This window comes from Alicyclobacillus sp. SO9 (genome assembly GCF_016406125.1).
Classification (GTDB): Bacteria; Bacillota; Bacilli; order Alicyclobacillales; family Alicyclobacillaceae; genus SO9.
Genome location: NZ_CP066339.1, coordinates 1,867,614 through 1,890,584 on the forward strand (window position 1 = coordinate 1,867,614; position 22,971 = coordinate 1,890,584).

General features: G+C 46.7%; 23 protein-coding genes, 1 tRNA gene and 2 pseudogenes. 20 read left to right on the forward strand and 6 right to left on the reverse strand.

Annotated elements, in window-relative coordinates:
* Positions 1-5: 5 nt before the first annotated feature.
* The 6 genes and pseudogenes from GI364_RS08385 to GI364_RS08410 all read left to right on the forward strand — a co-directional run bounded on the left by GI364_RS08385 (position 6) and on the right by GI364_RS08410 (position 7,050).
* Complete coding sequence (locus tag GI364_RS08385) at positions 6-2,984, forward strand: type I restriction endonuclease subunit R (RefSeq protein WP_198853168.1); 2,979 nt, start codon at positions 6-8, stop codon at positions 2,982-2,984.
* A 38-nt stretch (positions 2,985-3,022) separates the two neighbouring features.
* Positions 3,023-3,244, forward strand: coding sequence for a YdbC family protein (locus GI364_RS08390; protein WP_198853169.1), 222 nt, complete (start codon positions 3,023-3,025; stop codon positions 3,242-3,244).
* Positions 3,245-4,377: 1,133 nt separating this feature from the next.
* Positions 4,378-4,899, forward strand: a pseudogene (locus GI364_RS25360) (uracil-DNA glycosylase); the annotation flags it as partial.
* Positions 4,900-4,972: 73 nt separating this feature from the next.
* On the forward strand, positions 4,973-6,085 hold the full coding sequence (locus GI364_RS08400; protein WP_198853171.1) for an RNA-binding domain-containing protein: 1,113 nt from the start codon (positions 4,973-4,975) through the stop codon (positions 6,083-6,085).
* 105 nt (positions 6,086-6,190) lie between these two features.
* The gene (locus tag GI364_RS08405; protein WP_198853172.1) at positions 6,191-6,658 is read left to right on the forward strand and encodes a hypothetical protein; all 468 of its coding nucleotides are present in this window, start codon (positions 6,191-6,193) and stop codon (positions 6,656-6,658) included.
* A gap of 107 nt (positions 6,659-6,765) precedes the next feature.
* Positions 6,766-7,050, forward strand: coding sequence for a hypothetical protein (locus tag GI364_RS08410; protein WP_198853173.1), 285 nt, complete (start codon positions 6,766-6,768; stop codon positions 7,048-7,050).
* Positions 7,051-7,124: 74 nt separating this feature from the next.
* Here the strand turns inward: GI364_RS08410 and GI364_RS08415 are convergent, their stop codons facing one another.
* From GI364_RS08415 to GI364_RS08425, 3 genes are all read right to left on the reverse strand, one after another.
* Positions 7,125-7,721, reverse strand: a complete 597-nt coding sequence (locus GI364_RS08415) for a hypothetical protein (protein ID WP_198853174.1) — start codon at positions 7,719-7,721, stop codon at positions 7,125-7,127.
* Positions 7,722-7,739: 18 nt separating this feature from the next.
* Positions 7,740-8,495, reverse strand: a complete 756-nt coding sequence (locus GI364_RS08420) for a hypothetical protein (RefSeq protein ID WP_198853175.1) — start codon at positions 8,493-8,495, stop codon at positions 7,740-7,742.
* A gap of 109 nt (positions 8,496-8,604) precedes the next feature.
* Entirely contained in the window at positions 8,605-8,853 is a 249-nt protein-coding gene (locus tag GI364_RS08425; protein ID WP_198853176.1) for an AbrB/MazE/SpoVT family DNA-binding domain-containing protein, read from the reverse strand.
* Positions 8,854-9,039: 186 nt separating this feature from the next.
* Between GI364_RS08425 and GI364_RS08430 the strand changes: the two genes are divergently transcribed.
* The 5 genes from GI364_RS08430 (at position 9,040) to GI364_RS08450 (ending at position 12,944) form a co-directional block, all read left to right on the forward strand.
* A complete protein-coding gene (locus tag GI364_RS08430; RefSeq protein ID WP_198853177.1) occupies positions 9,040-9,750 on the forward strand; it encodes a hypothetical protein in 711 nt (236 codons plus the stop codon).
* A gap of 184 nt (positions 9,751-9,934) precedes the next feature.
* Complete coding sequence (locus GI364_RS08435; protein WP_198853178.1) at positions 9,935-10,231, forward strand: cyclic-phosphate processing receiver domain-containing protein; 297 nt, start codon at positions 9,935-9,937, stop codon at positions 10,229-10,231.
* Between the two features lie 321 nt (positions 10,232-10,552).
* Positions 10,553-10,777 (forward strand): hypothetical protein, encoded by a 225-nt coding sequence (locus GI364_RS08440; RefSeq protein ID WP_198853179.1) that lies wholly within the window; start codon positions 10,553-10,555, stop codon positions 10,775-10,777.
* Positions 10,778-11,011: 234 nt separating this feature from the next.
* Positions 11,012-11,944, forward strand: a complete 933-nt coding sequence (locus GI364_RS08445) for a DUF2971 domain-containing protein (protein ID WP_198853180.1) — start codon at positions 11,012-11,014, stop codon at positions 11,942-11,944.
* 205 nt (positions 11,945-12,149) lie between these two features.
* Positions 12,150-12,944, forward strand: coding sequence for an SDR family NAD(P)-dependent oxidoreductase (locus tag GI364_RS08450; RefSeq protein WP_233096066.1), 795 nt, complete (start codon positions 12,150-12,152; stop codon positions 12,942-12,944).
* A gap of 92 nt (positions 12,945-13,036) precedes the next feature.
* On the opposite strand, the gene GI364_RS08455 is transcribed toward GI364_RS08450, so the two are convergent.
* The 3 genes from GI364_RS08455 to GI364_RS08465 are packed head-to-tail and all read right to left on the reverse strand — an operon-like array spanning position 13,037 to position 15,536.
* A complete protein-coding gene (locus GI364_RS08455; RefSeq protein WP_198853181.1) occupies positions 13,037-13,597 on the reverse strand; it encodes a hypothetical protein in 561 nt (186 codons plus the stop codon).
* Between the two features lie 60 nt (positions 13,598-13,657).
* Entirely contained in the window at positions 13,658-15,211 is a 1,554-nt protein-coding gene (locus GI364_RS08460; RefSeq protein WP_198853182.1) for a hypothetical protein, read from the reverse strand.
* Positions 15,212-15,239: 28 nt separating this feature from the next.
* Positions 15,240-15,536, reverse strand: a complete 297-nt coding sequence (locus tag GI364_RS08465) for a hypothetical protein (protein WP_198853183.1) — start codon at positions 15,534-15,536, stop codon at positions 15,240-15,242.
* Between the two features lie 124 nt (positions 15,537-15,660).
* Between GI364_RS08465 and GI364_RS08470 the strand changes: the two genes are divergently transcribed.
* The 9 genes and pseudogenes from GI364_RS08470 to GI364_RS25375 all read left to right on the forward strand — a co-directional run bounded on the left by GI364_RS08470 (position 15,661) and on the right by GI364_RS25375 (position 22,928).
* Positions 15,661-16,239: a CGNR zinc finger domain-containing protein gene (locus GI364_RS08470; protein WP_198853184.1), complete on the forward strand. Its 579-nt coding sequence runs from the start codon at positions 15,661-15,663 to the stop codon at positions 16,237-16,239.
* 353 nt (positions 16,240-16,592) lie between these two features.
* Positions 16,593-16,682, forward strand: a tRNA-Ser gene (locus GI364_RS08475).
* A 658-nt stretch (positions 16,683-17,340) separates the two neighbouring features.
* Positions 17,341-17,595, forward strand: a pseudogene (locus GI364_RS25365) (Sir2 family NAD-dependent protein deacetylase); the annotation flags it as partial.
* A gap of 699 nt (positions 17,596-18,294) precedes the next feature.
* Positions 18,295-18,486 carry a hypothetical protein gene (locus GI364_RS08485; protein ID WP_198853185.1) on the forward strand — a complete coding sequence of 64 codons (192 nt, stop codon included), beginning with the start codon at positions 18,295-18,297 and terminating at the stop codon, positions 18,484-18,486.
* Positions 18,487-18,662: 176 nt separating this feature from the next.
* On the forward strand, positions 18,663-19,670 hold the full coding sequence (locus GI364_RS08490; RefSeq protein ID WP_198853186.1) for a helix-turn-helix transcriptional regulator: 1,008 nt from the start codon (positions 18,663-18,665) through the stop codon (positions 19,668-19,670).
* A gap of 275 nt (positions 19,671-19,945) precedes the next feature.
* Complete coding sequence (locus GI364_RS08495) at positions 19,946-20,329, forward strand: hypothetical protein (RefSeq protein ID WP_198853187.1); 384 nt, start codon at positions 19,946-19,948, stop codon at positions 20,327-20,329.
* A 55-nt stretch (positions 20,330-20,384) separates the two neighbouring features.
* Positions 20,385-21,017, forward strand: coding sequence for a hypothetical protein (locus GI364_RS08500; protein WP_198853188.1), 633 nt, complete (start codon positions 20,385-20,387; stop codon positions 21,015-21,017).
* A 436-nt stretch (positions 21,018-21,453) separates the two neighbouring features.
* Positions 21,454-22,515, forward strand: coding sequence for an SIR2 family NAD-dependent protein deacylase (locus GI364_RS25370; protein ID WP_370541839.1), 1,062 nt, complete (start codon positions 21,454-21,456; stop codon positions 22,513-22,515).
* Positions 22,516-22,679: 164 nt separating this feature from the next.
* Positions 22,680-22,928 (forward strand): hypothetical protein, encoded by a 249-nt coding sequence (locus tag GI364_RS25375; protein ID WP_370541854.1) that lies wholly within the window; start codon positions 22,680-22,682, stop codon positions 22,926-22,928.
* The last annotated feature ends 43 nt before the right edge of the window (positions 22,929-22,971 follow it).

Sequence of the window (22,971 nt, forward strand, 5' to 3'; positions counted from 1 at the left end):
GTACGATGACCCAGATACACACAGAAAAAGCTCTGGAAGAAGCGATTGAAGGTCATTTGATTGACTATGGATGGACCAAGGGCGATCCAGCCACATTCGACCGACAACGAGCGCTTTTCCCGGAAACCTTCACCAAATTTGTCCAAGAGACACAGCCAGACCATTACCAGAAGCTCGTGGGATTCTTTGGCGCAAAGACGAATGAAGAGATTGTAAAACGCCTAGTGCAGGTTCTCGAACGAGATGGGATGCTCAAAGTTATACGCAAAGGCTTTGATATTTATGGCGTCCCCGTCAAGACAGCGTTCTTCAAACCCGCAAGTGGTTTGAATCCCGAGACCATTGCACGTTATGAACAGAATGTCCTGACGGTGACCAGGCAGGTGCATTACAGCGTCAAGGACAAAGAGAAATCGCTCGACATGGTACTATCCATCAATGGCCTTCCAGTCATGACCCTAGAACTGAAGAATCAATATACGGGGCAAAGAGTTCAGAATGCTATACGGCAATACAAGGAGGACCGAGATCCACGAGAACTGCTCTTTCAATTTAAGAAGAGGGCATTAGTTCACTTTGCGGTTGACCCTGACGAAGTCTATATGACCACGAAGCTCAATGGCAAAAACACCTTCTTTTTACCGTTTAATCGTGGCTACAACTTTGGTGCTGGAAACCCACCATCGGATGGCTTCCGTACGGCATATTTGTGGGAAGATGTCTGGCAGAAGGACAGCTTCCTCGAGCTGCTTCAGAAATTTCTTCACCTTCAGGTAGAGGAAAAGGTCAAAGACGGAAAAAAGACGACCACCGAAACGATGATTTTTCCTCGCTATCATCAACGTGACGCCGTGTTGCGTATCCTTACGGACGTGCTCAAAGTGGGACCGGGCCATAATTACCTCATCCAACACTCTGCTGGTAGCGGGAAAACCAATACAATCGCTTGGCTGGCGCATCGGCTCTCTAATCTACATGGCTCAGATGATAAATCCATCTTTGACGGGATTATCGTCATTACCGACCGCAAAGTCCTCGACCGACAACTTCAAGATGCGATATATCAGTTTGATCATGTCCAAGGCGTCGTACAACAGATTGACAAGAATTCCAAGCAACTCAAAGCCGCTCTGGAAAATAAAGAGGCAAAGATCATCATCTCTACGCTCCAAAAGTTTGGTGTTATCTCCAACCAGGTGGCAGACCTATCTGATAAAAATTTCGCTATTGTCGTTGATGAAGCACACAGCAGTCAAAGCGGTAAGGCTGCTGATGCTGTTAAGGAAGTCCTTGCTGCTGGATCATTAGAAGAAGCAGAGCACATCCAGCGTGAAGTGGATGCGAGGAATACAGATATGGAAGACAGAATTGTCGAAAAGGTAGCGAAAGATGGGCCTCAAAAGAACTTGAGTTACTTTGCTTTTACTGCGACACCAAAGGCAAAGACTATCGAAATGTTTGGGCGTAAGCCTTCTCCAGAAGAAAGCGCACAGCCCTTTCACCTGTACAGTATGCGTCAAGCCATTGAGGAAGAGTTTATCCTTGATGTGCTCAAAAACTACACGACCTATAAGGCCTTTTATAAGTTGGCCAAGGCGGTTGAAGACGACCCAACGCTTGAAGAAAAGCCGGCCAAAAAAGCTATAGCACGGTTTGCTTCGCTTCATCCTCACAACGTATCTCAAAAGACCGAAATCATGGTTGAACACTTCCGTAACGTTACTCGAAATAAGATTGGAGGACGAGCCAAAGCCATAGTCGTCACCAGTTCCCGTCTGCATGCGCTGCGCTATAAAAAAGCCTTCGATGAATACATTCAGCGCAAGCACTATACCGACGTCCAGACCCTCGTTGCATTCTCTGGAACTGTAGTCGATGAGGATATATCTTATACCGAGCCAGAGATCAATGGTTTTGGCGAAGGTGAACTCCCTGAGAAATTCGACACGGATGATTATCAGGTTCTTATCGTAGCGAATAAGTATCAGACCGGTTTTGACCAACCGCTTTTGCACACGATGTATGTCGATAAGAAGCTAAGCGGGATACAAGCTGTCCAAACGTTGTCTCGTCTCAATCGGAAAACACGAGGGAAAGAGGATACCTTTGTGTTGGATTTTGCCAATGAGGCGGATGACATTCGAAAGGCATTCCAAGACTATTATGAGGTTACCAATCTCGGCGAAGCCACTGACCTTAATCTGATATTCGACCTAAAGAGTCGGCTTGAGCAGGTGCAACTTATATGGCCTGATGATATTGAAGCACTATGTGAGGTGTTCTATTCGGGAAAGGCAAAGAATGCTGCGGCACTGCACAAATATACTGACCCAGCGGTTGAGCGCTTCAAAGCCCTTCCCAATGATGGGCAAGAGGAATTTCGGTCTACCTTATCGACGTTTGTACGAGTGTACAGTTTCGTGACACAAATTGCTCCGTTCCAATCCGTGGCTATGCATAAGTTCTACACATATACGAGACTTTTGCTTAGAAAACTTCCACAGCGTGGCCGGGTCACACTTGATCTGGATGATGAAGTCGCCATGGAATATTATCGCCTTCAGGAAACGTGGAATGGAAATATTGCGCTCGCAAAGGGTGAACAAGGGGAAGTAGACGGGATTACGCAAGCTGGAACCGGGACCAATGAGAAGAAGATGGCACAGCTTTCCTCGATTATTTCTGTGCTCAATGAGGCTTTCGGTACAGATTTTACAGAAGCTGACCGGTTGTTTTTCGAACAAGTTGAAACGGACATCATGGAGGACGAAGATATCGTACAAGCAGCTCGCTCCAATACGATGGAGAATTTCAGCTATGCCTTTGACGATGTCTTTCTGAGCAAAGTCATTGACCGCATAGGAACGAATGATGAGATTTTTGCAAAAATCATGAACGAGCAAAAGTTCCAAGATGCTGTGAAGAGTTGGATCATGAAATCGGTGTACACGAAGCTTCACAATCCTGACCAACCTTCGCAATAACAGTACAAACGTAAAAATCTACAATGGGGGATTGGCACATGGCAGACATTAAATTTGAAATACAGGAAACTATGGGGATTCTATCAGAATCCAATAAAGGCTGGAAAAAAGAAGTGAATCTAATGTCGTGGAACGGTAACAAACCTAAATATGATATTCGGGATTGGGCTCCTGAGCATGACAAGATGGGGAAGGGAATTACGCTGACTGAAGAAGAACTCAAAGCACTGAAGGAATTGCTGAACAGCATGGATTTGTAAAGGCTCTTTTCGCAAACATTGTTGTTTAGAACATGTAGATTGATAGAATCACCTTCATGCATGGTATAATATGGATTGTTGGTGTTTCGTTGTGGAACGAACAGGGAGGATAATAAAGTGAACTTTCTCCAAGATGTACGGTAAGCATATTATAGGGAATAAAAGAATAAAAAGGATGAATTTATATGCTATGGATTTATACACAAGATAAAGAAAGTCTGGTCAGTGTCAGTGAAGTTACTGTAAAAGGATAAAAAATAGTAGGCATTGTTAGAACTTCGAGACTAGTTTTAGGGACGTACGAATCAAATGAAAGAGCATTAGAAATCCTGAATGAAATATTTTTGAAACTGAAAGAATCAAGTGGTGATGTTTGTGTGAAATTCGCTATGCCCGAGAGAACAGTGTAAAACAAACTGGGGGGCAGGTAATGTGAAAGCGGTCACGCTGCGGCTACCTACGAGACTGTTGGTTACTTGGTGTTTCGATTTTCCACTACGTTTACGTGCTTCTTTATGAGAAATTTGTCTCTTGCCCCTTCATTGAGTCAATTCTAAGCCCTCCTAGTGGGAACCTACGAACCCACAATGGCAGGAGCGACAAATATTACGAAAAGGACCTTTGTAAATGAAGGAATGAGGAGAACGGGTGCTTTCTTCGTTCTCTTTATTCGCAATCATACACACGCCCAGCCAGGGTCCAAGCTTGTCCATCATTATAGTTGATGATATAGGTTGATTTCCGGCAGAGGTGATCAGAAGGATTCCATTGCCCTCCTTGGGAATACGAATAAAGTTCCTTCCATCCAGTGGCAAATCAACGTATATTAAGTAGTTAGGACTCGGTATGTACAAGATTCCCGGAGTGGAAAAAGATTCCTCTTTTAGATGGTGAATTTATACATGTATTTGTTTGGGATGTAGGTTTTACTCACGGTGGGCGGGGAACAGATGTGAATGTCTGGAGGTAACATATGAACTCTATTGAATCGTTTATTGCGGAACTAGCTGCACGTCCTTCCTCTAGCACCGTCAACAATATGTATTACGGTGAGAGCGCAGAAGCACGTATCCGGAGAAAAAACCTCCACTTATATCTAAAAAGTATGGAGCGTTCACGGATTCTTCGTAGGAGAGGCTCCGGGGCATCGAGGATGCGCACAGACAGGTATTCCGTTTACAAGCGAGGCCATTGTGTTACAGGGAAATGAGAGACACAACATCTTCGGCACGGAGCGGGGATATCGCAAAGCCTCTCTAGGTACTAGACCATTGAAAGAGTCTACGGCGACGGTAATCTGGGAGATTTTAAGTAAACTGAAGTCTTTGCCTCTTATGTGGAATTCATTCCCTTGGCATCCTCACAAGTCGGGCAGTTTACAGTCAAACCGAGCCCCAGTCGCAGGAGAGTTGCAAGAGGGTAGAGGGTTCTTGGAACAGTTGGTGGGTATGTCTGATCTGGATATGGTTGTAGCTGTGGGAAGGAAGGCAGAGACAGGACTCAAGCCCTATGTATCAGAGTCCACTGGGGAATTGAGGATTGGTGACTCTGTACTTCGTTTTGCTACAGTCCGTCATCCCTCTTTCGGGGGCAAGGGAGACTTTGTGAAGGGAATGGCAACAGTGTTGGGGAATACAGTAACTAGAGTATTATAGAACGAGTGGCTGGTCAGCAGTTGCTAAGAGTAACTTCTACTACTGTGGTAAAGTGTTTATCTGGGGTGGAAAGATGGATTTAGAGGAAATGGTTTACTTTGAGAATGAATATACAAAATTGGATTTTAAGAAGATGCAATATCGCAAGGATCAGTACGAGAACTTAATAAAGGATTTAATTGCAATGGCAAACGCCGACGTTGAAGGTTGCCGGTACATAATTATCGGAGTAAAGCATCATGCCGCAGGCACCAGAGAGTTTTCACCAATTGACGCCGGCGATTTCGTAGATGATGCAACATATCAGCAGTTGATTAGTGACAACGTAGAACCGGGCCTGCCATTCAGATATTTTCCATTAGAACTTAATGATAGGCTATTTGGTGTTTTTGAAATTGACGCAGCGGTGGATCCGCCCTATCTCATGAAAAAGGACTATGGCAAGCTCAGGCGTGGGCAAAGCTGGGTAAGATATGGAAGCTCGCAACGTTGCATCAGTCGGCCCGACCTGGATAGGATGTATCTTACAAAAATGGACTCACCTATGGGGGTCGGCACGCTGTCCACTTTTGATCAGGAATTGAGGTGGGCATCGGGTGCAAACTCCAATGGTGCATACTTTTCCGTGATGGTGAATTATGGGGTTGAATACGGTGAATTGACTTCCGATAGGAAGTGGGACTTGCTTAAGTTCGCACGTAAAATTACCGAAGACTTAGGCTACTCCCCAGACGATGCATTTCGGAATAGTACCAGTGAAGTAGTAGAATATTGGGCACCTTCGAATGACTCATCGTTTCACTTAAAGTATCATCACCCTGGTGTGTTATGGCTGCAATTTCGTCAAGAAGGGGACGTGATATCACTAGAGTGGTTGATAGATATGTATTGCTATGTCTACAACTGGATTCATAGTGAGCCCAATTTGAAAACTCTAACAGCAACTCAGCTTGGATTGGCATTAGTTCATTGGCCAGCAAACGGAGTTGATCTGTTCCCACTCTTACCTTTCTATGAGTCTTTACGAAAAGGACATTTGACCGGTGCACGTCTTATAGAGAAAACATCTATCTCTGACAAGCAGAGTTGGGGGGATTTCTTCAAAGTGGCTCTGGAGAAATGCCTTACAGAGAATGGATATATAGGGCATGAAGACGGGATTCGGTCCCTTGAATTCAATTTCTAACTGTTCATTTGCTCTATGGACCAGCCCCCTGAAGACAGTATTTCAGCCCTATTGGCGCACATTGCGTGTTTGCTGGTACAAACATATGAGACGGAGGGGTAAGTGATGTCCTTTGCGCATCATCGGTTACTGGAGTTTATGAATAATCCTTGGGTAACATCCATAATAACAGGGTTAATTTCAGGGTTGCTAGTAGCTGAGTGGTACAAGTTCAAAGATGAAAAGAACGCTTTTGTGGATCGATTATATGACCTTCATCTGTATGTTGAACTTGTTCGAAGGGGATTAGAACGCTACAAAGAAAACAGGAACATCGATGCACTGTGGGATATTGTTGTCATGCAAGAACAAGGCAAACTCTACAAGGATCTCCTGGGCTACACAAAACAGAACGAGGAGACTAAGAAGGTAATCCGAGCAGTTATGGGGACGCTCTATGAAGAACTATATTATGATGTTCGGTTGCAACAACCGTTAGACCAAACGTACGTTTACAGTAAACTATCGGAGCTTGCGAAACTAAATATACAAATAATTGCTATTCGGGATAAACACATTAACGGCAGCTCTTAAATTCTGCCTTACCCACCGATATTTGGTCGGCGAACGTAGATGGATCTAACTCAAATACTAGAGGGCTCAAGGCCTGCTAGAGGTATCATATATGTGGGGTGGTAAAAATGCTTTCCTTTGAACACAAGCGTGAAATACTAAGGTCGTTTCCTGAGCTGCGTGAGCAATCGATAAGTAACGGTCATTACGTGAATTTCACTTTCTCTAGCAGTAAGAAACCAGGCAAGACCGTGGCCCGTGAATTGTATCACAGTGGCAACGGCTACGTATGTGGACGGTACATGGCCGACTATCCAACGGATGCTCGAGGATGGATAAATATCAAGAACTTCAACGAAGCAGAACTCAAAGAAGTTGTGAGCATGTCGATCGAATCCATGTCTAAGCCATGAGGAAGTGCCGAAATATTTGCGGGGATTTTAAGGTTGGTCTTATAGGCGGCAACCAGTGCGTCAATGCCGTAACATTAACAGCCCTCAACAATCTCCTCAACAGTTTTAACCACGTCGCCGAGAGATTTAATTTTGGCCGTGTTATTTCCCTGTGACTGAAAGAGTTGATGGAGCGGTTCAACGATATATTGCAGCACTTTTTCTTCTCCACTCACGGTCTCGAGTGGTAAGAAGTAGTACCACATTTCCACGCCGTCGTCGATGTTGTGGTACAACTTAATATTGACGTCCTCTCTATAATCAGATTCATCTGACCACCCGGCATCGAAAAGTGGGTCACATTTATGAAACAAGCCTTCATTTTCTGCCTTAAGATAGGCACAGGTGATGGCCGGATACTGGTTATTAAAGTCTGCATAGTCAAATAAGATGTTGACGCCAACCCCTTCGTTTCTCCGCTGCGAGCCGATCCATATCTTCTGTTGGAAATATGGCATCCAGAATCTAGGGCCATGCCAACTATTTGAACGGTCCCACATGACCCCAGTACCGTTTGCCGCATAGCCCAGCTCAACAAGCTGATCGTTTATCGAGTTCAGAAGCATGGATACTTCCTCACAAATTGCAGTCATCGCCATATAGATTTCCTTCATTCTTTTTCCTGTTATCAAAGACGCATCTCCTCATCCTTAAAATTCTGCCCCTGCTTGGCGCCAAAAGAATGGCCGGTTTAGTCCATCAGCGTCGAATGAATCGACTGCCTTAAATCCCTGAAAGGGAACGAGTCTCTTCCTGTGAAGTAGCAAGCGTAGGTCGGTTAGTAGCCGAACTGTCATAGTATCGGTTTCCGAATCTGCTATTTGGGGTTCGATGATGGAATTAACTTTTCTCCAAGAAGTCCAAAAAAGGCAATTGTAGGATTCATTCACGCCTTTGTTTCGAAGAAGTTCAGCAGATTCTTGGATGTCAGCCCTGGGAAGCGCATAGTGAGCGGTTACATAAAAGAGATACTTTCGCTCTGAGGAAGAGATTTTCATATAGTTGGCATCACTAACATTAAGACGATTCGTCACCAAATCGTAGTATTGCTCGGCCAACTGGTCCCCATGTGACCACGAATGGCTGTCCAAACTATTACTCTTTGGCGACGTGTATTTACACTCGACTATGATTGTCGTAACGGTTCCGTCCTGCCCTGTAAGAATGCACAAGACATCTGGTTCCCGGTGAAAACCTGTAGTTTTAGGCCAGAACAAATACTCAGCATCAACAACAGGACCGTGCTCCCTGAAACTTTCTCCGAGGAGATTTTTACTAGTTCTGAGGAATGGAATAAGCCCTCTACCTGGACTAACGTACTTGAACGTTCCGAAGACATCCGACGTTAATAGGTCTTCGGATTCTTCTTGAGCCGATAGTTTTCCATGCAGTTCTGCAAGAGTCATATGCGACTCCTTTCTAAGAAAATCTAACTTATCATTTCAATTAAACATCCAGATTCTAAACTCCTCTTTCACCGGATAAGACTCAGTTCTGGATATAGTGCACAAGTTCTCATACTCCCCACGAGTGGAGTTCATTTGCACAATGCGTGCACACAGGCCTTCCCTTCATGTCTATTAGTTCCCCAGGGAAACCGCAGAACAGACATACGGCAGAATATGCCGTAACTACGATATTTTCGCCTTCCATGAAGATCTCTATTTCATCCTTCTCATCAATCCCTAAAGTCTTTCTTAATTCGATAGGAAGGACCACTCGTCCCAGGGTATCAATTCGGCGAACGATGCGACTTTGCGCCATTTTATTCATCTCCTTCAGCAGCAGTATGTCTCAAATTTGCATAAAACGACATGCTGTTCAGGAGAATCTGTGCGCATTTTGAAATAGCGAAGAAAATCTTCTACCTGTAACTTGCAGTGTCCGATCAACCCTCCGTAGGCTATCCCCATTCAACCGGTAGACACCGGAAGGAAGGGGAACTGACAGGTGTTTTTCGTGAGAGAAGAAGAACCGATTCGTCTGAATGAGATCAATAACTTAGTGTGGTATGGAAAGAAGAGAGACAGGAAGCGAGTTGTGACACAGTGGGCTGATCGAGAGTTTTACGGGGTCTGGGAGGCTGCAATGCAGGAGGCGTTTGACCTTCTGGGCATGATGGACAGGTTCAGCACTATGACAAGTGATGAGGCTGGAATTGAGAAGGCCAAGCCGTCTGGAGCTGAGGAACTCATCCCTGTTCCGGGGGACCAAAACCGGAGATTGCTGCGAAAGGCCACTTTGAACATAGCTGAGCCAACGAGCCGGTTTGACCAAGTTTTACTTGAAAATGGTACGGCGATCCGTTATACAGGTGACAAAGAAACAGCGCTAAAGCAATGGGGGGCGCTGACAGAACTGCTCGCACAGACGACGATGATGGCTATCGTGACTCCAGGACTGCAATATTACGTGCAGGGAACGCAGGTGGGGTATACACCGGCCACACGGAACCTTTTTCGGCGCAGTAATACCCTGGAGCGAATTGGGTTGCCAAGCAAACCTCATTGGAGGGCGAATGTGTCTGGATACGTGATAGACATTCATGGAGACTGGGACGAAATCAGGAAAACTCGCAAATCGACGGGTTACAACATGTTTCAGATGTTACAAGTGAGGATCAATGAGGAACTGGAGAAGGCGCTCAGGAAGGAGAGATGACGTTTATGGGGCTGCGCTGGCGGTCCCTACATAAATGGGAAAAATCCAAGGTTTTACGCAACGTGTGCTACAGTAAGAATTGTTGATTCATTTCTCCGGCGATATTTGCAATGTCCGAAGTGAAAAAAGGACACAATTTGGACCGGTAAACGGCAAGGGAATTTCTTTGACGAGAAGGGATAGAGTGAAACTATATCTGGACGATTTGCGTGAGTCTCCTGACGGGTTTGTGATCGTACGAGATTACGAAGAATGTATCCTATTATTGGAGCAGTGCGATGTCAGCACGCTGTCTCTGGACCATGATTTGGGCGAAGAAAAAACAGGCTATGATGTAGCCAAATGGATTGTTGAACATGGGCGCTGGCCATCGTCTATTTATCTCCATACGTCAAACCCCGTCGGACGAGATAATATGTATCAACTTTTGATGCATTACAAGCCTAAGCATGTTTCCGTTTATCCGTTTCGGCCGGTATGAGTGGGTGGTATTGATATCGCAGTCGTTGCGGCGATCACCTGAGTCCAGCCATTGTTCAAAAGTGGTCAAACTTGGACACTGTGTCTGACCTCTAATTCAGTAGTAAACTACTGTAGTTTACTAGTCATTAGTATCCTACTGTGGTTTACTTGGATTTATTCCAGTATACACCATTCTGCTTATGTTCAAATTTGACTCATGGTAGGAGGAAATCACGAGCACACTAAGACCAGCCACAATACATCTACTTATCTAGTCGACATAATACTTATCAAGTAGTAAAATATGGGCAATCTAATGTGAAAGGTGGTTTTCCCAGTCATGGCGAAAAAAAGAACTAGATTTGGTTCACGAGGGGAAGCTCAAGCTTTTGCTAACTCGGTCAACAGACGGATTCCGGAGATGAATTCGAAGGGTAAGAGACTTGCAGAGCAGGAAGCATATCGTCGTACAGACCCTGTGACTGGAGAGGTAAGCTACTTTACACGTGCTAAGAAAGGTCAAGCCAGTTCTGCTACACATAAACCGTATCTACGCAGAGGATAGAACGTCCCAATCCGGTCCTGTCGACCGGACATACATAAAGCCACGTTCAGATTCGTCTCTTGAAGCTATCGGAAAAACGACAATGGGTTCAAAAACTTCTATGTCTGAACTTCATCAAAACGACCTCTTTTTCTCACACGTTGGGCAAAACGCTTTGTATATAACGGAAATCTGAGACATCAGCTTGCTCCGCTACGATGGAGCAGAGTGTCTGCGTATTAAAGGGGGGCTTCTGTGCGTGATGTAGACAGGGAATATAGTCATCTATCGAGTGAGGATCGTTTTTTGGTTTGGTTAAGCGAGCACGTGAAGAGTCATGTCATTCAAAAAGCAGGGGGCCCTTTATATCACTATACGACTGCAGGCGCATTAATTAGCATTATAGAAAATAGAGAACTTTGGTTGTCACAGAGTGATTTCTTGAACGATCCTCAAGAAATGACATATGGAATCAATGTCCTTCATGAAGCGATTCACGCATACCCCATTTCAGATGAGATCGAAAGAAAAATTTTAACTGAAATCCTTCGTGTCATTGACGATCAAAGAGCTAAAAGGAAATTTGTTTTATCGCTATCGACGGACCAGGATTCATTGATGCTGTGGTCTCACTACGCTAAGACAGACGGATACGCAATTGGATTTAAGCAGGATGCATTGGTAAATAGACTTTATAGCGAAGAGGATAAGGTAAATTGTTTTATGGCTTACTACGGGAAAGTCCTCTATAGTACAGAGGATCAAATGGGCGATGTTCACAGTTTTATCGCCCCTGTATTTGACTATTTACGGAATTTTCATGATGAAAACCGAAAATACTTATCAAATATTTTAATCGACGAAATCTCGTTTGCTTTATCCTTCAAATTACTTCTATACAAATCTCCTGTCTTCCACCCAGAACGAGAGTTTCGATTTGTACTTACTCAAGGAAACGACTCTTGTCATTGGCCCAATGTAGGGCTTCGAGCTGTACGAGGTACTATAGTACCATATGCTAAAGTCTCGTTGGGTAATCGTGGCGACATGCTTAACTGTATACAGAGCATTCAGGTGGGACCTGCATACCATAACGATGAGAATACAGAATTGGGAGTAAAGGAACTACTCTATTACAATAAACTGCAACGAATAAAGGTGGAAAAGTCCGGTTTCCGGATTCGTTGAAACGAAGGAACAGGTGAGAGATAGACCTTTGTCGTGTGATGCGTCGTTATTGTTCTGCCGAAAGGTTGCTTCGGTCCCAAAGTGCCACTTCGATAGAGAAGTGTATTCAAGCGCTGTTCGGGTGTTATGTATGGATAATCATACTACTTGTTAAATACGGATCTGGATGAAAGAACATAACTAATGAGTAGCGGGGTGACAGAGAATGGCCAAGCAAGACGAGATGAAGGTTATCGATCTGAATGGTGTACGGGTTGTTGTAACAGGGGCTTCAAGGGGCTTGGGATTGGCTATGGCAGAGGCCCTGCTCGAGTCAGGAGCAACCGTGGCCCTGGCAGCTCGCTCTGGAGCTAGGCTGGATAGAGAGGTACAACGCCTCGTTGACGAAGAATATGATGCGTACAAGATGCCTCTGGATGTTCGGTCCGAGGAGTCCGTCGCAGAAGCGGTCAGTTGGGTGCATAAACAGTGGGGTGGACTTGATGTGCTGGTGAACAACGCCGGCATTGGAATGAGGACAGTCAATCCACGATTCATGGTCGAGCCCCAATCATTCTGGCAGGTGACTTCGGACGGCTTTCGGGACGTCATTGACACGAATCTCACTGGCTATTTCCTCGTATCCCGTGGATTTGCACCGATGATGGTAGAACAGGGAAAGGGCAAGATCATCAACGTCTCCATGAATCACTCCACTATGCGCAGGAAGGGTTTTGTCCCTTATGGCCCGTCTCGTGCTGGTGCCGAATCACTCTCTTACATCATGGCTGAAGACTTATTGCCGCATGGGGTCACAGTGAATATGCTGTTGCCTGGTGGGGCGACGGAAACTGGAATGATTCCCGAAGAATTAAAGACACAACTGAAGATGCCTCTGCTGAAGGCAGAGGTGATGGCGGAGCCGATTGTCTTCCTGGCTTCTGAGCAATCGGACGGGATCACGGCTGAGAGGATTGTGGCTACGGAGTTTGAAGGGTGGTATGCTAGTCGACTGGATTAGGGATGTATCAGCAGGCAGTCAACTGTGAATAGCAGAGCCCATTACCGAGCACCAAGCCGGCAATGGGTTCTATACGGACTTAGGGTAATGCATTATCTCACCTTATTCATTGCCGCTTTACGAGCTGCGTTATGTGCCCCACGATAGTGGGGATTATTGGATTGCTCCTTAGGTGGTAGATAGGTGATTTCGAGGGATAATTCTGGCCAATCTCTTTCAATGGCAGCCTGAGCGTCGTGAATTTTCTGGACGCACTTCCCATAGACTTCGTGCTCTGTATGGAGCAATAACTCGTGTATATGGTCTACATCGCTCATTATTATAATGCTTTCGGGAAGAAACCGTCGCCCTTGTAAATCATTATCGAGATGCCGAAGGGCGTGCAGTAGTGCACACACTTCGCCGAGCGTCCCGTGGAGCGCACCTGACCGATAGAACCGTTCTGATGTCACTGTGACCCAGCCGTCGTATACGTACGATGCTGCTACACCATACGTGTTAGTTTTGTGATGGATTGAAGAGTCACAGTACACTCGCATGGTTTTTTGGTCCCACAACTGTTGATCCATTTCGGCCTGTCTGGCTCTGGATGGCCCCCAGTCCTTTCGCCGTAGGGCCATAGGAGAGGGAGGACGTGAAAATCGTCGATACATAGAATCATCTCCGTTATATATACAGTCTATAGCTGTTCATCTATTGGAACGCTGTAACAGTTAAAACGGCTTGATACGCTTGATTCCAAGTCGACTTGCCCGTGATACAATCGCCATCCAAGATCTGTTGGCAAACGCTGCTTCAATCACCGAACGTGGCTCTGCAGGGTACAATCGGCGCAGCCTGTCATCTTCCTCGGCAGTCCATCCATTCTTCTTTAGGCCGTGGCGATGAGCACGGGTGCGGATGCTATCCAGAGATCTTCCGGGTAGAAGACCGAGGAGCTGATCGTCAGACGTGGTTGCATAGTTATCTCGAAGAATCTCCTCTTCTGCCACGGTCCAAACATCCCGTCGCTTAACGCCAAGGCGGGATGCACGGGTGGCAATACCTTGCCACGAACGTCCTGGAAGCTTTTCGAGAAGTTCATCCTCAGTGGCATTGGCGTAGTTCGCCCGGATGATATCGTCCTCTTCTGGTGAGAAGTTCTTCGTCCCACGAGTCAGACCAAGGCCTCGGGCTTTGTGAATAACTGCGTGGCGGGTCCGAAATGTAGATAAATTGGTTTGTAATGCTTCAATAGACACCTTTCCATACTGGTTCCGGACGGTGTCCTCATCCTCAATACTCCAGGGGTTGCCGAATTTGGCGTGTTCCTTAGGGTCGTATAGGGGTTGATCCCAGTGATAATACTGCCTCTCCAGTTCTTCCACATTCGACATATACGACTCGTAGTAAGTCTTGTCTCCATGCTGTAGGTCATGGACAATGTGATGGATTGTGTCGAGCACTTCTGCAACGAACTCCTTTGTTAACTCATCTCCGAACCAGATAGGAATCCAAAACCAGCCGAGTTCTTCGGCATAATGCCGTTTCGCATAGTCACGGTTTCGCCGGCCGGCATGGGTGCGAACGTGATTGACCTCGACGGCGATTTTGAGCCCGGTCGGAAATTCGATTGGGATGTCGATTTGCCATCCACGGCCTCCAGACCAGTTTCGATTATGTTGCCATGGGACGACCGCATCACCGTACTCCTTCACAAGTGCATCACGGATCAGGCGCTCCGCAAGGGACCCGTCTTCAAGCAACGAGGTGTTTGAAGAATGGCGATTTGTGACGCCTGCCTCTTTTTTCAGCTTATTTGATACATGCCGGACCGCTGAATATTTGACACCGAGTTCGTAACTGATTTCCTTTAGGCTCCGTTTCGAGTTTCGGATCATATCACGGATAGTTTGCTCCTGATCGGATGTGATTTTCCGATTCGCTAGGTTTAATGTCTTAATACGGGCGTGAACGGAAGGGACTGAACGTTGAACTTGCTGAGAAATCATCGGAATCGATGCACCTTTGGCGTACCATCCCTTGAGTGTGGCATCCTCCTGTTCTGTCCAGGGCTTGTCCTTGTAAGCAACAGCAACTTCGGATTCTGCTTTATCTCGCTGACGGATCTTGTTCAATGTGTTATATACGATACGCTCCGTAATTGGCCCGTCAATCACGTTGGGGTCAGCATTGAGTTGATTTGCGACCTCTTTAGCGATGTGGTCTCGATAGAGTTCGGGTATGCGTCGGAGTAGGTAGTCGGCATCCTTTCGTCTTTGGGGCATCGTGGAGTGCCTCCTCTCTCACAGTGAGTCAATTTGGATACTCACCAAGTACATCTACCTCTATGTCGTCGGATGACTCATCAACGGTGCCTGACGGACGATAACTTTGAGCTGAAAAATGTAGCGTGTCTTGGTCAATCTCTCGGTCAAGGACGATCAAGGAATTTCCAATTGTCACGATGGCGGATTGTACACGATGTAGGTCTACAGAAATCTCACGTATGTGGTGTTCAATCCACTCAGCGTCTTCGGGCGTGAAAATGGTGAGTGTCAACGGACCGGAGGGATGAACAGTTTTAATTCGCCTATACCTGGCATCAACCATGCGTCCGTCCCTCCTTTTTTAACCTCTTTTTGTATAAATTAAGGTTAATAGTATTCTGATTGAATTAACTTGTCAAACATGTACAATGAGGTTAAATAAAGCTGCTGCTTTGGAGGGATAAGCCATGAAGACCACAGGACCATTAGTGGAGGGAAACTTGGCTATCGATTTTGTGAATACGGAAGAGATCCGCAGAGGGATACGGAAGGATTACATTGACACTGCCGATACGTTTTCTGTTTGGCTAACGGATGAAGAGTTAGAAGGAGCAGTCTCGAAGGAACAACTTCCGTTTGAGGTTGAAATATGGCCTGAGGAGGCCATGGGGAAGGTTCATGAATTAAGGGAAGAGATTCGAGACAACGTGGAACAAACAGCGGAATGTGAAGAGGTGGGTCCACGGTTCGTTAAACAGATGGAATCATACATTGAAAAAGCCCCTTTTGCGATGAAGTTGCATGAAGGTCGGGTCGTCCATGTGCCAGTTGGGGATCCGGTTGAGAAGTTGTGCTCGCTGGTAGCAGCGGATGTGTTGCGAATGATTGGTGAAGGCCAACTAGAGCATGTGCGCAAGTGTGCGAATCCCGAATGCCTGTTTATGTTCGTGGATAGGGCGGGACGGAGAAAGTGGTGTTCCATGAGAAGGTGTGGAAATCGAGCGAAGGTTACGAGGCATTTGAAGAGGCAGGCCGGAGGCGATTAAATGATGAAGAATTGGTCTAATACGGTTTGGTTGAACCGAACGAAGGATAGATATTTCAATAGTCGAATGGGGTGAAAGAGCAGAGAACTCCGTAGTCACGTACTAACTCGATTGAATATCTGGACGGGTTGCTGGCAATCGTCACTATATCTATAATGTACGTGAATGCAACGGTCAAGCACAAAAATGGAACGCTTTTTGATAGACCGTTGGAGTCTAGCAACGGATCGTTTCTTGAAAGAGCAAAATATAGGTTCACAAATTGGGCGGAAGAGGTGCCTTTTTCCCTTGAGAATTAAGGGATTGAGTGGGTTTCATCGGAATTCCAAGGCTGTTTTTCCAAACACGGTTTTGGAGAGGTGGTCGAGTGGTTTAAGGCAGCGGTCTTGAAAACCGTCGAGTTCGCAAGGGCTCCGTGGGTTCGAATCCCACCCTCTCCGCCATATCTAGCAAGGGATTTCGGCACCTTCAGGGGTGCCGATTTTTTACGTTTGTGTGTAAACCCATTGGGCAATTCCGATAGTCAACGAGACGTTAATTAGGAATTGTTGACGGCCGCAACAAAGGTTTGGCAGTCGGCATTTCAAGACTCAGACTGGAGACAATGTCGCAACCACCATACCACGACCGGGCTGGATGCCTCCCCTGGAATGTTGACCATCAAAAACAATACAAGCTCTTTCCACCATTCAATGTGCATTCCATTCTTGCGCGTGGACAGTGAGAAGGACGAATTCTGCAAACACATGGAGGCGCGGACGAAGGATTTGCCGAGGGAAGTTCGATATCTGGATCAGATATTCTCCGTGGATGATGGAGCGAATTACCTCCATGGGCTATTGATGGGCCATCCGTCTTCCAGCATGGAGTTTGTGACGTTCCTAGGTGAATAACTATCCGAAGTTCTATACCTAATCGTGTGGTTGCTCGGCTGGAACATTGATGATGGGAAATCGTGTGTCACACCGTTTGGTTCCACGGTGAGTAAGTCGAAATCCGGTAATTTGTATCTGGGCCGGGGGTTTAATGTCGATCCAATCACGGCGGCGACAGTGGCGCTTTGAAGGAAAACCATAGTCTCTTCAATAATTTTATCGGAAAAGAATCGAAAACCTACCGACGCGAGCGCAATATGACGCTCGTTATACCCTGGCCAACTGGGAAGTACAACGACTGATTGATTGCGTGACCACACAGAACGTTGACGGTTTCTACCAAGCGGCAGGGAGGAAAGAGGTATACGAGTTAAATAGATCCATCCGGGGACTATTCGCTGTCATGACTGCCAGTCGATGCACATCTTGCAAAGCTGACGGAAAAGGCCTATTTCGCCAGAAAGGCCACAGGTTGCGTTAAGAAGCATAGCACTTTGAAGATACCAGCAGTGGCGTTGAGGAGATGTACAGTGTGGTCAATCTGTGGTAACCGAAAAGGGAAGTGCTAAATAAACAGACGCCGAGTAGAATGCGGGCTAGTTCTGTTCACTTCTCTGGGTCAATCTTAAGATCGGAGTTTTGAGGAAGTAGCTTTTGACTCTGACAAGCCACTAGTGGCAAATTGGGTTTAGGCAGGACCTATAGACCTTTACACTCTCAGCTTCTGAAGGAATCAGTGACGGATTGGTTGAATTTACTATTACAATACGTCATTCGAATAGGTGGCGAGAGCGTTGCGTGAAGTCAAGGCGTTAAGTGAATTCCGCGGGTATCGATCCGGGAGTAAAGGGTATTTTGTCATTACAGATACGGCGAATGGAACTAAGGTACATGAAGTAGGGTGCACGTACGTTAGCGAAGATAACTTTTGAACAAAGGTTATCGAAAACGTTGGGGGAAATGGGCGATACTATTGTATCAAACGGCAAAATGATGCTCCTGCCAATGTCCGGCCCTGCAAGGTTTGCTTGGGTTGAGAGAAGGAAATGAGAACGAGATAGCTTGGCGCCGGATTCCGGTAGCATAGCGTTGTATGAACATGCAGTCCGGGTTCAATACGATGCCTATGCGAATGAATTACAGGACCCTAAGCTGTTCCGGTTTAGCAGGTTGGATTGCTATGAAGAGATGGGGAGTAAATATCGATTATTGCTTCGTTACGGATGCTGCGAAAGTACACCAACGGGGCATGCAAGACGATGGTTGCTTTGATATCTCTTTAAGTAGCGACCTTCTGTGGAAGGAGGTAGAGTTGTGCAATCCCAATCTGCTCATCCTGCTTGGCGCTCATCGACCCGGGGCGGGTTTATAGGGACGTTGGGGGTAGTACTTTTGTGCGCCATGGGATGACGTTCGCTGTTTCTCCATTTCCGATTGGGCAGGGACGCACACAAAGAGGATTCAAGGAAAAGGTACAAAGGACGACGGAAACGATTCAGCACCTCATGAGAGCGTCACAATAGATGCTCCGAAAGGAGTGGGACTATTATGGTAGCCGTACCCGGCGTCAACAGTCGTCGTAGATTCCTTTCGGTCATGGAAATCCTGCAGGAAAAGACCGATGAGGACCATGGCATCTCTCTGTCCGAGTTAACCCGAGAACTTAAGGTTAAGTTTGGAACCTCCTTTGAGGTAACAGATCCTGTGCTCCGTGAAGACATTAAGAGCTTGCAGGACCACGGCTTTTGGATTGGCGAGGAGAAGGCCATCGGATATCCCACTCGGTATAAGTGGATGGACAGACGGTTTGGCCTGCATGAAGTACGCCTTTTAATTGACGCTGTTGCCTCTGCACACTGCCTAACAGTTCAGGATTCCGAGCAGTTAATTACAAAGTTAAAGTTACTTGTAAGTCAGCATCAAGCCAAGCGACTCAGCAACCGTTTGTTTGTGGAAGAACACGTGAAAACGAACATGGGGTTTGTGAAGCATTATATTAGAGACATTCACGAAGCAATTCTGAATCGGAAAAGGATCACGTTCCAATACCGTAAATTCGATATTAATAAGAGACTCGTGTTCCATAGAGATGGCTTTCATTACGTGGTTTCTCCGTATGCCTTGGTATGGAACCAGGACAACTACTATCTCATTGCGAAGCAAGACGGATTCGACGGTGTAAAGACATTTAGAGTTGACCGGTTGTACGCGGTGACTGAATTGAATGAATCATTTGTAGAGCCTAATTTTAATGTAGCCCAACACGTCAAGAAGACGTTTCACATGTATCCAGGACCGGTAAATCAAATCCGCGTTCAGTTCGACAATTCTCTGTTAAACGTAGTGATGGATAGGTTTGGAGAAAAAGCAGCACTTCGTGTAGCCGATGACAAGTCCTTCATCGTGGTCTTCCCAGCGGCGGTGAGTGAGGGCCTCTTTCGTTGGCTACTTACATGGGGAGCGGATGCCAAGGTTCTGTCTCCGCCGGAACTAGCAGAGAGGTTGAGGTGTGAGGCACAGAAAATGGTACAGTCTTACACTCTACCGGGCCAATAGTGTGGGCAGTATACTTTATCTTTTCGCGAGACTTTACCCTGTATACAAAACACAATAGTGCACAACGGGGGTGGTGGATTTTCTTCCACCCCTTTTTGATACCCTAAAGTTGTTAGCGGCAAGAGGGTGAGCCGCCGATGGTGAGCAATGGGTCGGCAACTCCGGCCACAGACAAACTTCTGGTGGCTGTACGGACCGGGACGCGGAACAACAGATTCCAGCGAAATTCCTTACGCCTGCGACAGTAGACTCTGTCTTAAAAGGAGGGATTCACGGTGACAAATTGGCTGGGTGATTATCTACTGGGAATGTTGGTGACGAATCGTGTAGGAATTGGGTCAATGCTCGCCGAGGTTGGAAGAATGGCTGCACGCGAAGACTTGAAGGACTACATTTGGGACTGTGTTAAGCGGGGCGAATCCTTTATGTATGACCTGAGGGAAGGGGATGAGGAAGAAGAATGGGTATTCGTGCGACTCCCCGGAGACGATGCGGACCTGCAACCTGATGACATCACATTTGAGGATTTCGTTGCAATTGAGCCTTCCTTTCGGCCTTTGGGGATTTGGTACAAATCGCACTATCCCGACGGCCCACCAAATGATGAAGATGACGAATTCTATCTCGATGTTGACGACGATGACGGCGAGTTGGACTAAGGCCGGGCACTCCCTGCATCGCTCTAATTTACACACCTTATTGGAGGTTAGGAGTATGAACGATCCAACGGTTTACAGTGTCTTTCGGAAGGACGGGATTCACACGTATCGTCCTTCGGCTTATTTGCAATTTGGAACAGCTACAACGTCACTCGGTGCGGTGACGCTACTAAATCCCGGTGCGGCAGGCAGCGATGATCCAGATGTGCAGGAGGCGCTTAAAAGTACTGGAAACTATTCAGGCATCGTGAAACCGGACCCGACCATGAGACAGCTCATCAAGTTTGTCAACCGCATATGCACAAGCCCGGACGGACCAAACGGTCAGTTGCATATCTACAACCTGTTTTCGCTTCAAGGTGCAAAGGCTGAAACGGCGATTGATACCTTCGAATCACAGGTGTTTAGCGGCTTGTCTCCGGATTTCGAAATGCCATCGACCGCAGAGATTCACCAGCACCCTTGGTTCTTAATTGGCTGGGGTCTGAAGAGGAAGGAGAGGTGGGGGCGGCTACAAGAACGAAGAAAGCGCTGGATCTGCACACTTGAGAAAGAGAAAATTGCTTATTTCGGTAAGCCTCATCCCAAGATTCAGTTGGCCTACTATCATCCCTGTCCCATGCTCGAAAAGAATAAAGAACCTGTGTTGAACGATCTCGTAGCGGCCTACAAAACTGTTGTGAATTAGGAGCTTGACGACTACTATGAGTACTGCATGGTGGACGACTATGAAGACAAGTATCAGGACTCTACGCGGGCGCACCGGGAATTGTAATCATTGTGGAACTCCGTGGCAGAAGTCTATACGCGTGGAACGAATCATGGGAAGGGACCGGCCGGGGATGCAATATTTGGCAACGATTTGGTTTGAGTGAGTGTGACTCGCGGCAATTTTCTCGTTATAGATAAAATCGTCATTAAAGAGATACTGAAACGGGTAAAGCCGTCCACGAGATATTAGTGATTGCGGACGTGTTGGATCATCGGGGTTGCACTGTCTGTGTTGGTATTTTGCAGTGTTAATGGCTCCTACCCCGGAGAGAGCAAAAGGAAATAGCCATCGAAGCGGAGTGACGTAATCCTAGTTTAAGACATTTTGATAGTTTGTAGAAAGGGTGGGTAATATGGCCAATCAGTTCGAAGTTGTGCTTGAGGTCGGAGGCGAAGGCGGGAGCATTACTCTGTACGGTGTATCGTCAGAGAATGGATGGCGTTTTAGCCGTACCACGGAGGAAAGCGCACTTGGAGATATTGCAGATCGGCCGACCGATTCTCTTGTACGAAAGAGCAAAGTTGTGGATTCTTGGGAGGAAGCACTCCAACTCGTGCAGCGCTACCCGTGGTATCGGCTCTCTCCACGTAAAGTCCATCCGGATTTTGCGGCAAAGGTTTGGAAGGAAGTAGTGAACCGGCTCGACTGGATGGATCACGGTCGAGACCTAAACCGCTGGTCGCGGGTCTGTTTTGGTGACGGAGGTGCTCTTGGGGAATTGTCTCTATTGATGAAGAAATCTCAATCCACAGTGATTCTTACTGGTGCCGGCATGTCCACGGAAAGCGATATACCGGATTTTCGATCAAAGGATGGCTGGTGGCGTAATATCGATCCCACCACGGTGGCGACAGTGGACGCTTTGAAGGAAAACTATAGTCTCTTTCACGAATTTTATCAGATGAGAATCGAAAACCTAGAGTCACGAGTGCCGAGTGGCGGTCACTACATCCTGGCCAAGTGGGAAGAACAAGGGCTGATTGATTGCGTGGCCACACAGAACGTTGACGGTTTTCACCAAGCAGCCGGGAGTAAAGAGGTGTATGAATTGCACGGTTCCATCAGGACGATTCGCTGTCATGACTGCCAAAGTCCGGCAAGCATTGACGAGTTTGTTGCTGGGGACAGGTGCAGCCAATGTGGTGGTAAGCTGAGACCGAATCTCGTACTGTTTGGTGAATTGCTTCCACGTGATGCTTGGGAGCGCGCTCTTGCTGCTATCCGTCAGGCCGATTTGGTTGTGGTCATTGGGTCCAGCCTCCAGGTCTCACCCGTCAACACCTTGCCATCACTGACAAGCGGAAAAGTTGCGATAATCAACGCGGAGGAGACAGAGCAAGACGAAATGTTTGATATCGTAATACACGGCAAGGCGGGGGAGGTTCTGCCGAAATTGGATGAGGTGTTAGGGTAAGGTGACTAGATGCAGGAATCCCCTCTTATTTGGAGGAATTTATATTTATATGAAGAATTGAGGAGATATGGGCAGGTGTGGAGCGGTCTGGAGTCAGTCTCGCAGGTGTCGGTCGCTATATGTTGCGGTTTCCTGTTCGCGTCAATCCGTAGTTCATTCGTTACATTCTACAATATGGCCCTTCCGTTGAAGTGACGGCTCCCGCAGAGGTGCGCGAGCACATTAAGGGAGAAGTCGCGAAGATGACAATCAAGTACTCTTCGTATGAGAGAGAAGGAACCCTGACTCTATATCGATTTTCCGGAATCATCCATCAATTCGTACATCCGCAACTGAATCAAACATACGTTCCTGTGACATGTCTTGACACCTCCGCTTGCTATAGTTGGGCTAGTGGGAGGTGGGGACGGTGAATTTGGATACGGAGATGGTCCAGAGCCGGTTGTTCCAACGACG

Coding starts and splice junctions, on each gene's coding strand:
- GI364_RS08385 (WP_198853168.1), top strand. CDS start 6: ATGACCCAGATACACACAGAAAAAGCTCTGGAAGAAGCGATTGAAGGT.
- GI364_RS08390 (WP_198853169.1), top strand. CDS start 3,023: ATGGCAGACATTAAATTTGAAATACAGGAAACTATGGGGATTCTATCA.
- GI364_RS08400 (WP_198853171.1), top strand. CDS start 4,973: ATGGATTTAGAGGAAATGGTTTACTTTGAGAATGAATATACAAAATTG.
- GI364_RS08405 (WP_198853172.1), top strand. CDS start 6,191: ATGTCCTTTGCGCATCATCGGTTACTGGAGTTTATGAATAATCCTTGG.
- GI364_RS08410 (WP_198853173.1), top strand. CDS start 6,766: ATGCTTTCCTTTGAACACAAGCGTGAAATACTAAGGTCGTTTCCTGAG.
- GI364_RS08420 (WP_198853175.1), bottom strand. CDS start 8,495: ATGACTCTTGCAGAACTGCATGGAAAACTATCGGCTCAAGAAGAATCC.
- GI364_RS08425 (WP_198853176.1), bottom strand. CDS start 8,853: ATGGCGCAAAGTCGCATCGTTCGCCGAATTGATACCCTGGGACGAGTG.
- GI364_RS08440 (WP_198853179.1), top strand. CDS start 10,553: ATGGCGAAAAAAAGAACTAGATTTGGTTCACGAGGGGAAGCTCAAGCT.
- GI364_RS08450 (WP_233096066.1), top strand. CDS start 12,150: ATGGCCAAGCAAGACGAGATGAAGGTTATCGATCTGAATGGTGTACGG.
- GI364_RS08455 (WP_198853181.1), bottom strand. CDS start 13,597: ATGTATCGACGATTTTCACGTCCTCCCTCTCCTATGGCCCTACGGCGA.
- GI364_RS08460 (WP_198853182.1), bottom strand. CDS start 15,211: ATGCCCCAAAGACGAAAGGATGCCGACTACCTACTCCGACGCATACCC.
- GI364_RS08465 (WP_198853183.1), bottom strand. CDS start 15,536: ATGGTTGATGCCAGGTATAGGCGAATTAAAACTGTTCATCCCTCCGGT.
- GI364_RS08470 (WP_198853184.1), top strand. CDS start 15,661: ATGAAGACCACAGGACCATTAGTGGAGGGAAACTTGGCTATCGATTTT.
- GI364_RS08485 (WP_198853185.1), top strand. CDS start 18,295: ATGAAGAGATGGGGAGTAAATATCGATTATTGCTTCGTTACGGATGCT.
- GI364_RS08490 (WP_198853186.1), top strand. CDS start 18,663: ATGGTAGCCGTACCCGGCGTCAACAGTCGTCGTAGATTCCTTTCGGTC.
- GI364_RS08500 (WP_198853188.1), top strand. CDS start 20,385: ATGAACGATCCAACGGTTTACAGTGTCTTTCGGAAGGACGGGATTCAC.
- GI364_RS25370 (WP_370541839.1), top strand. CDS start 21,454: ATGGCCAATCAGTTCGAAGTTGTGCTTGAGGTCGGAGGCGAAGGCGGG.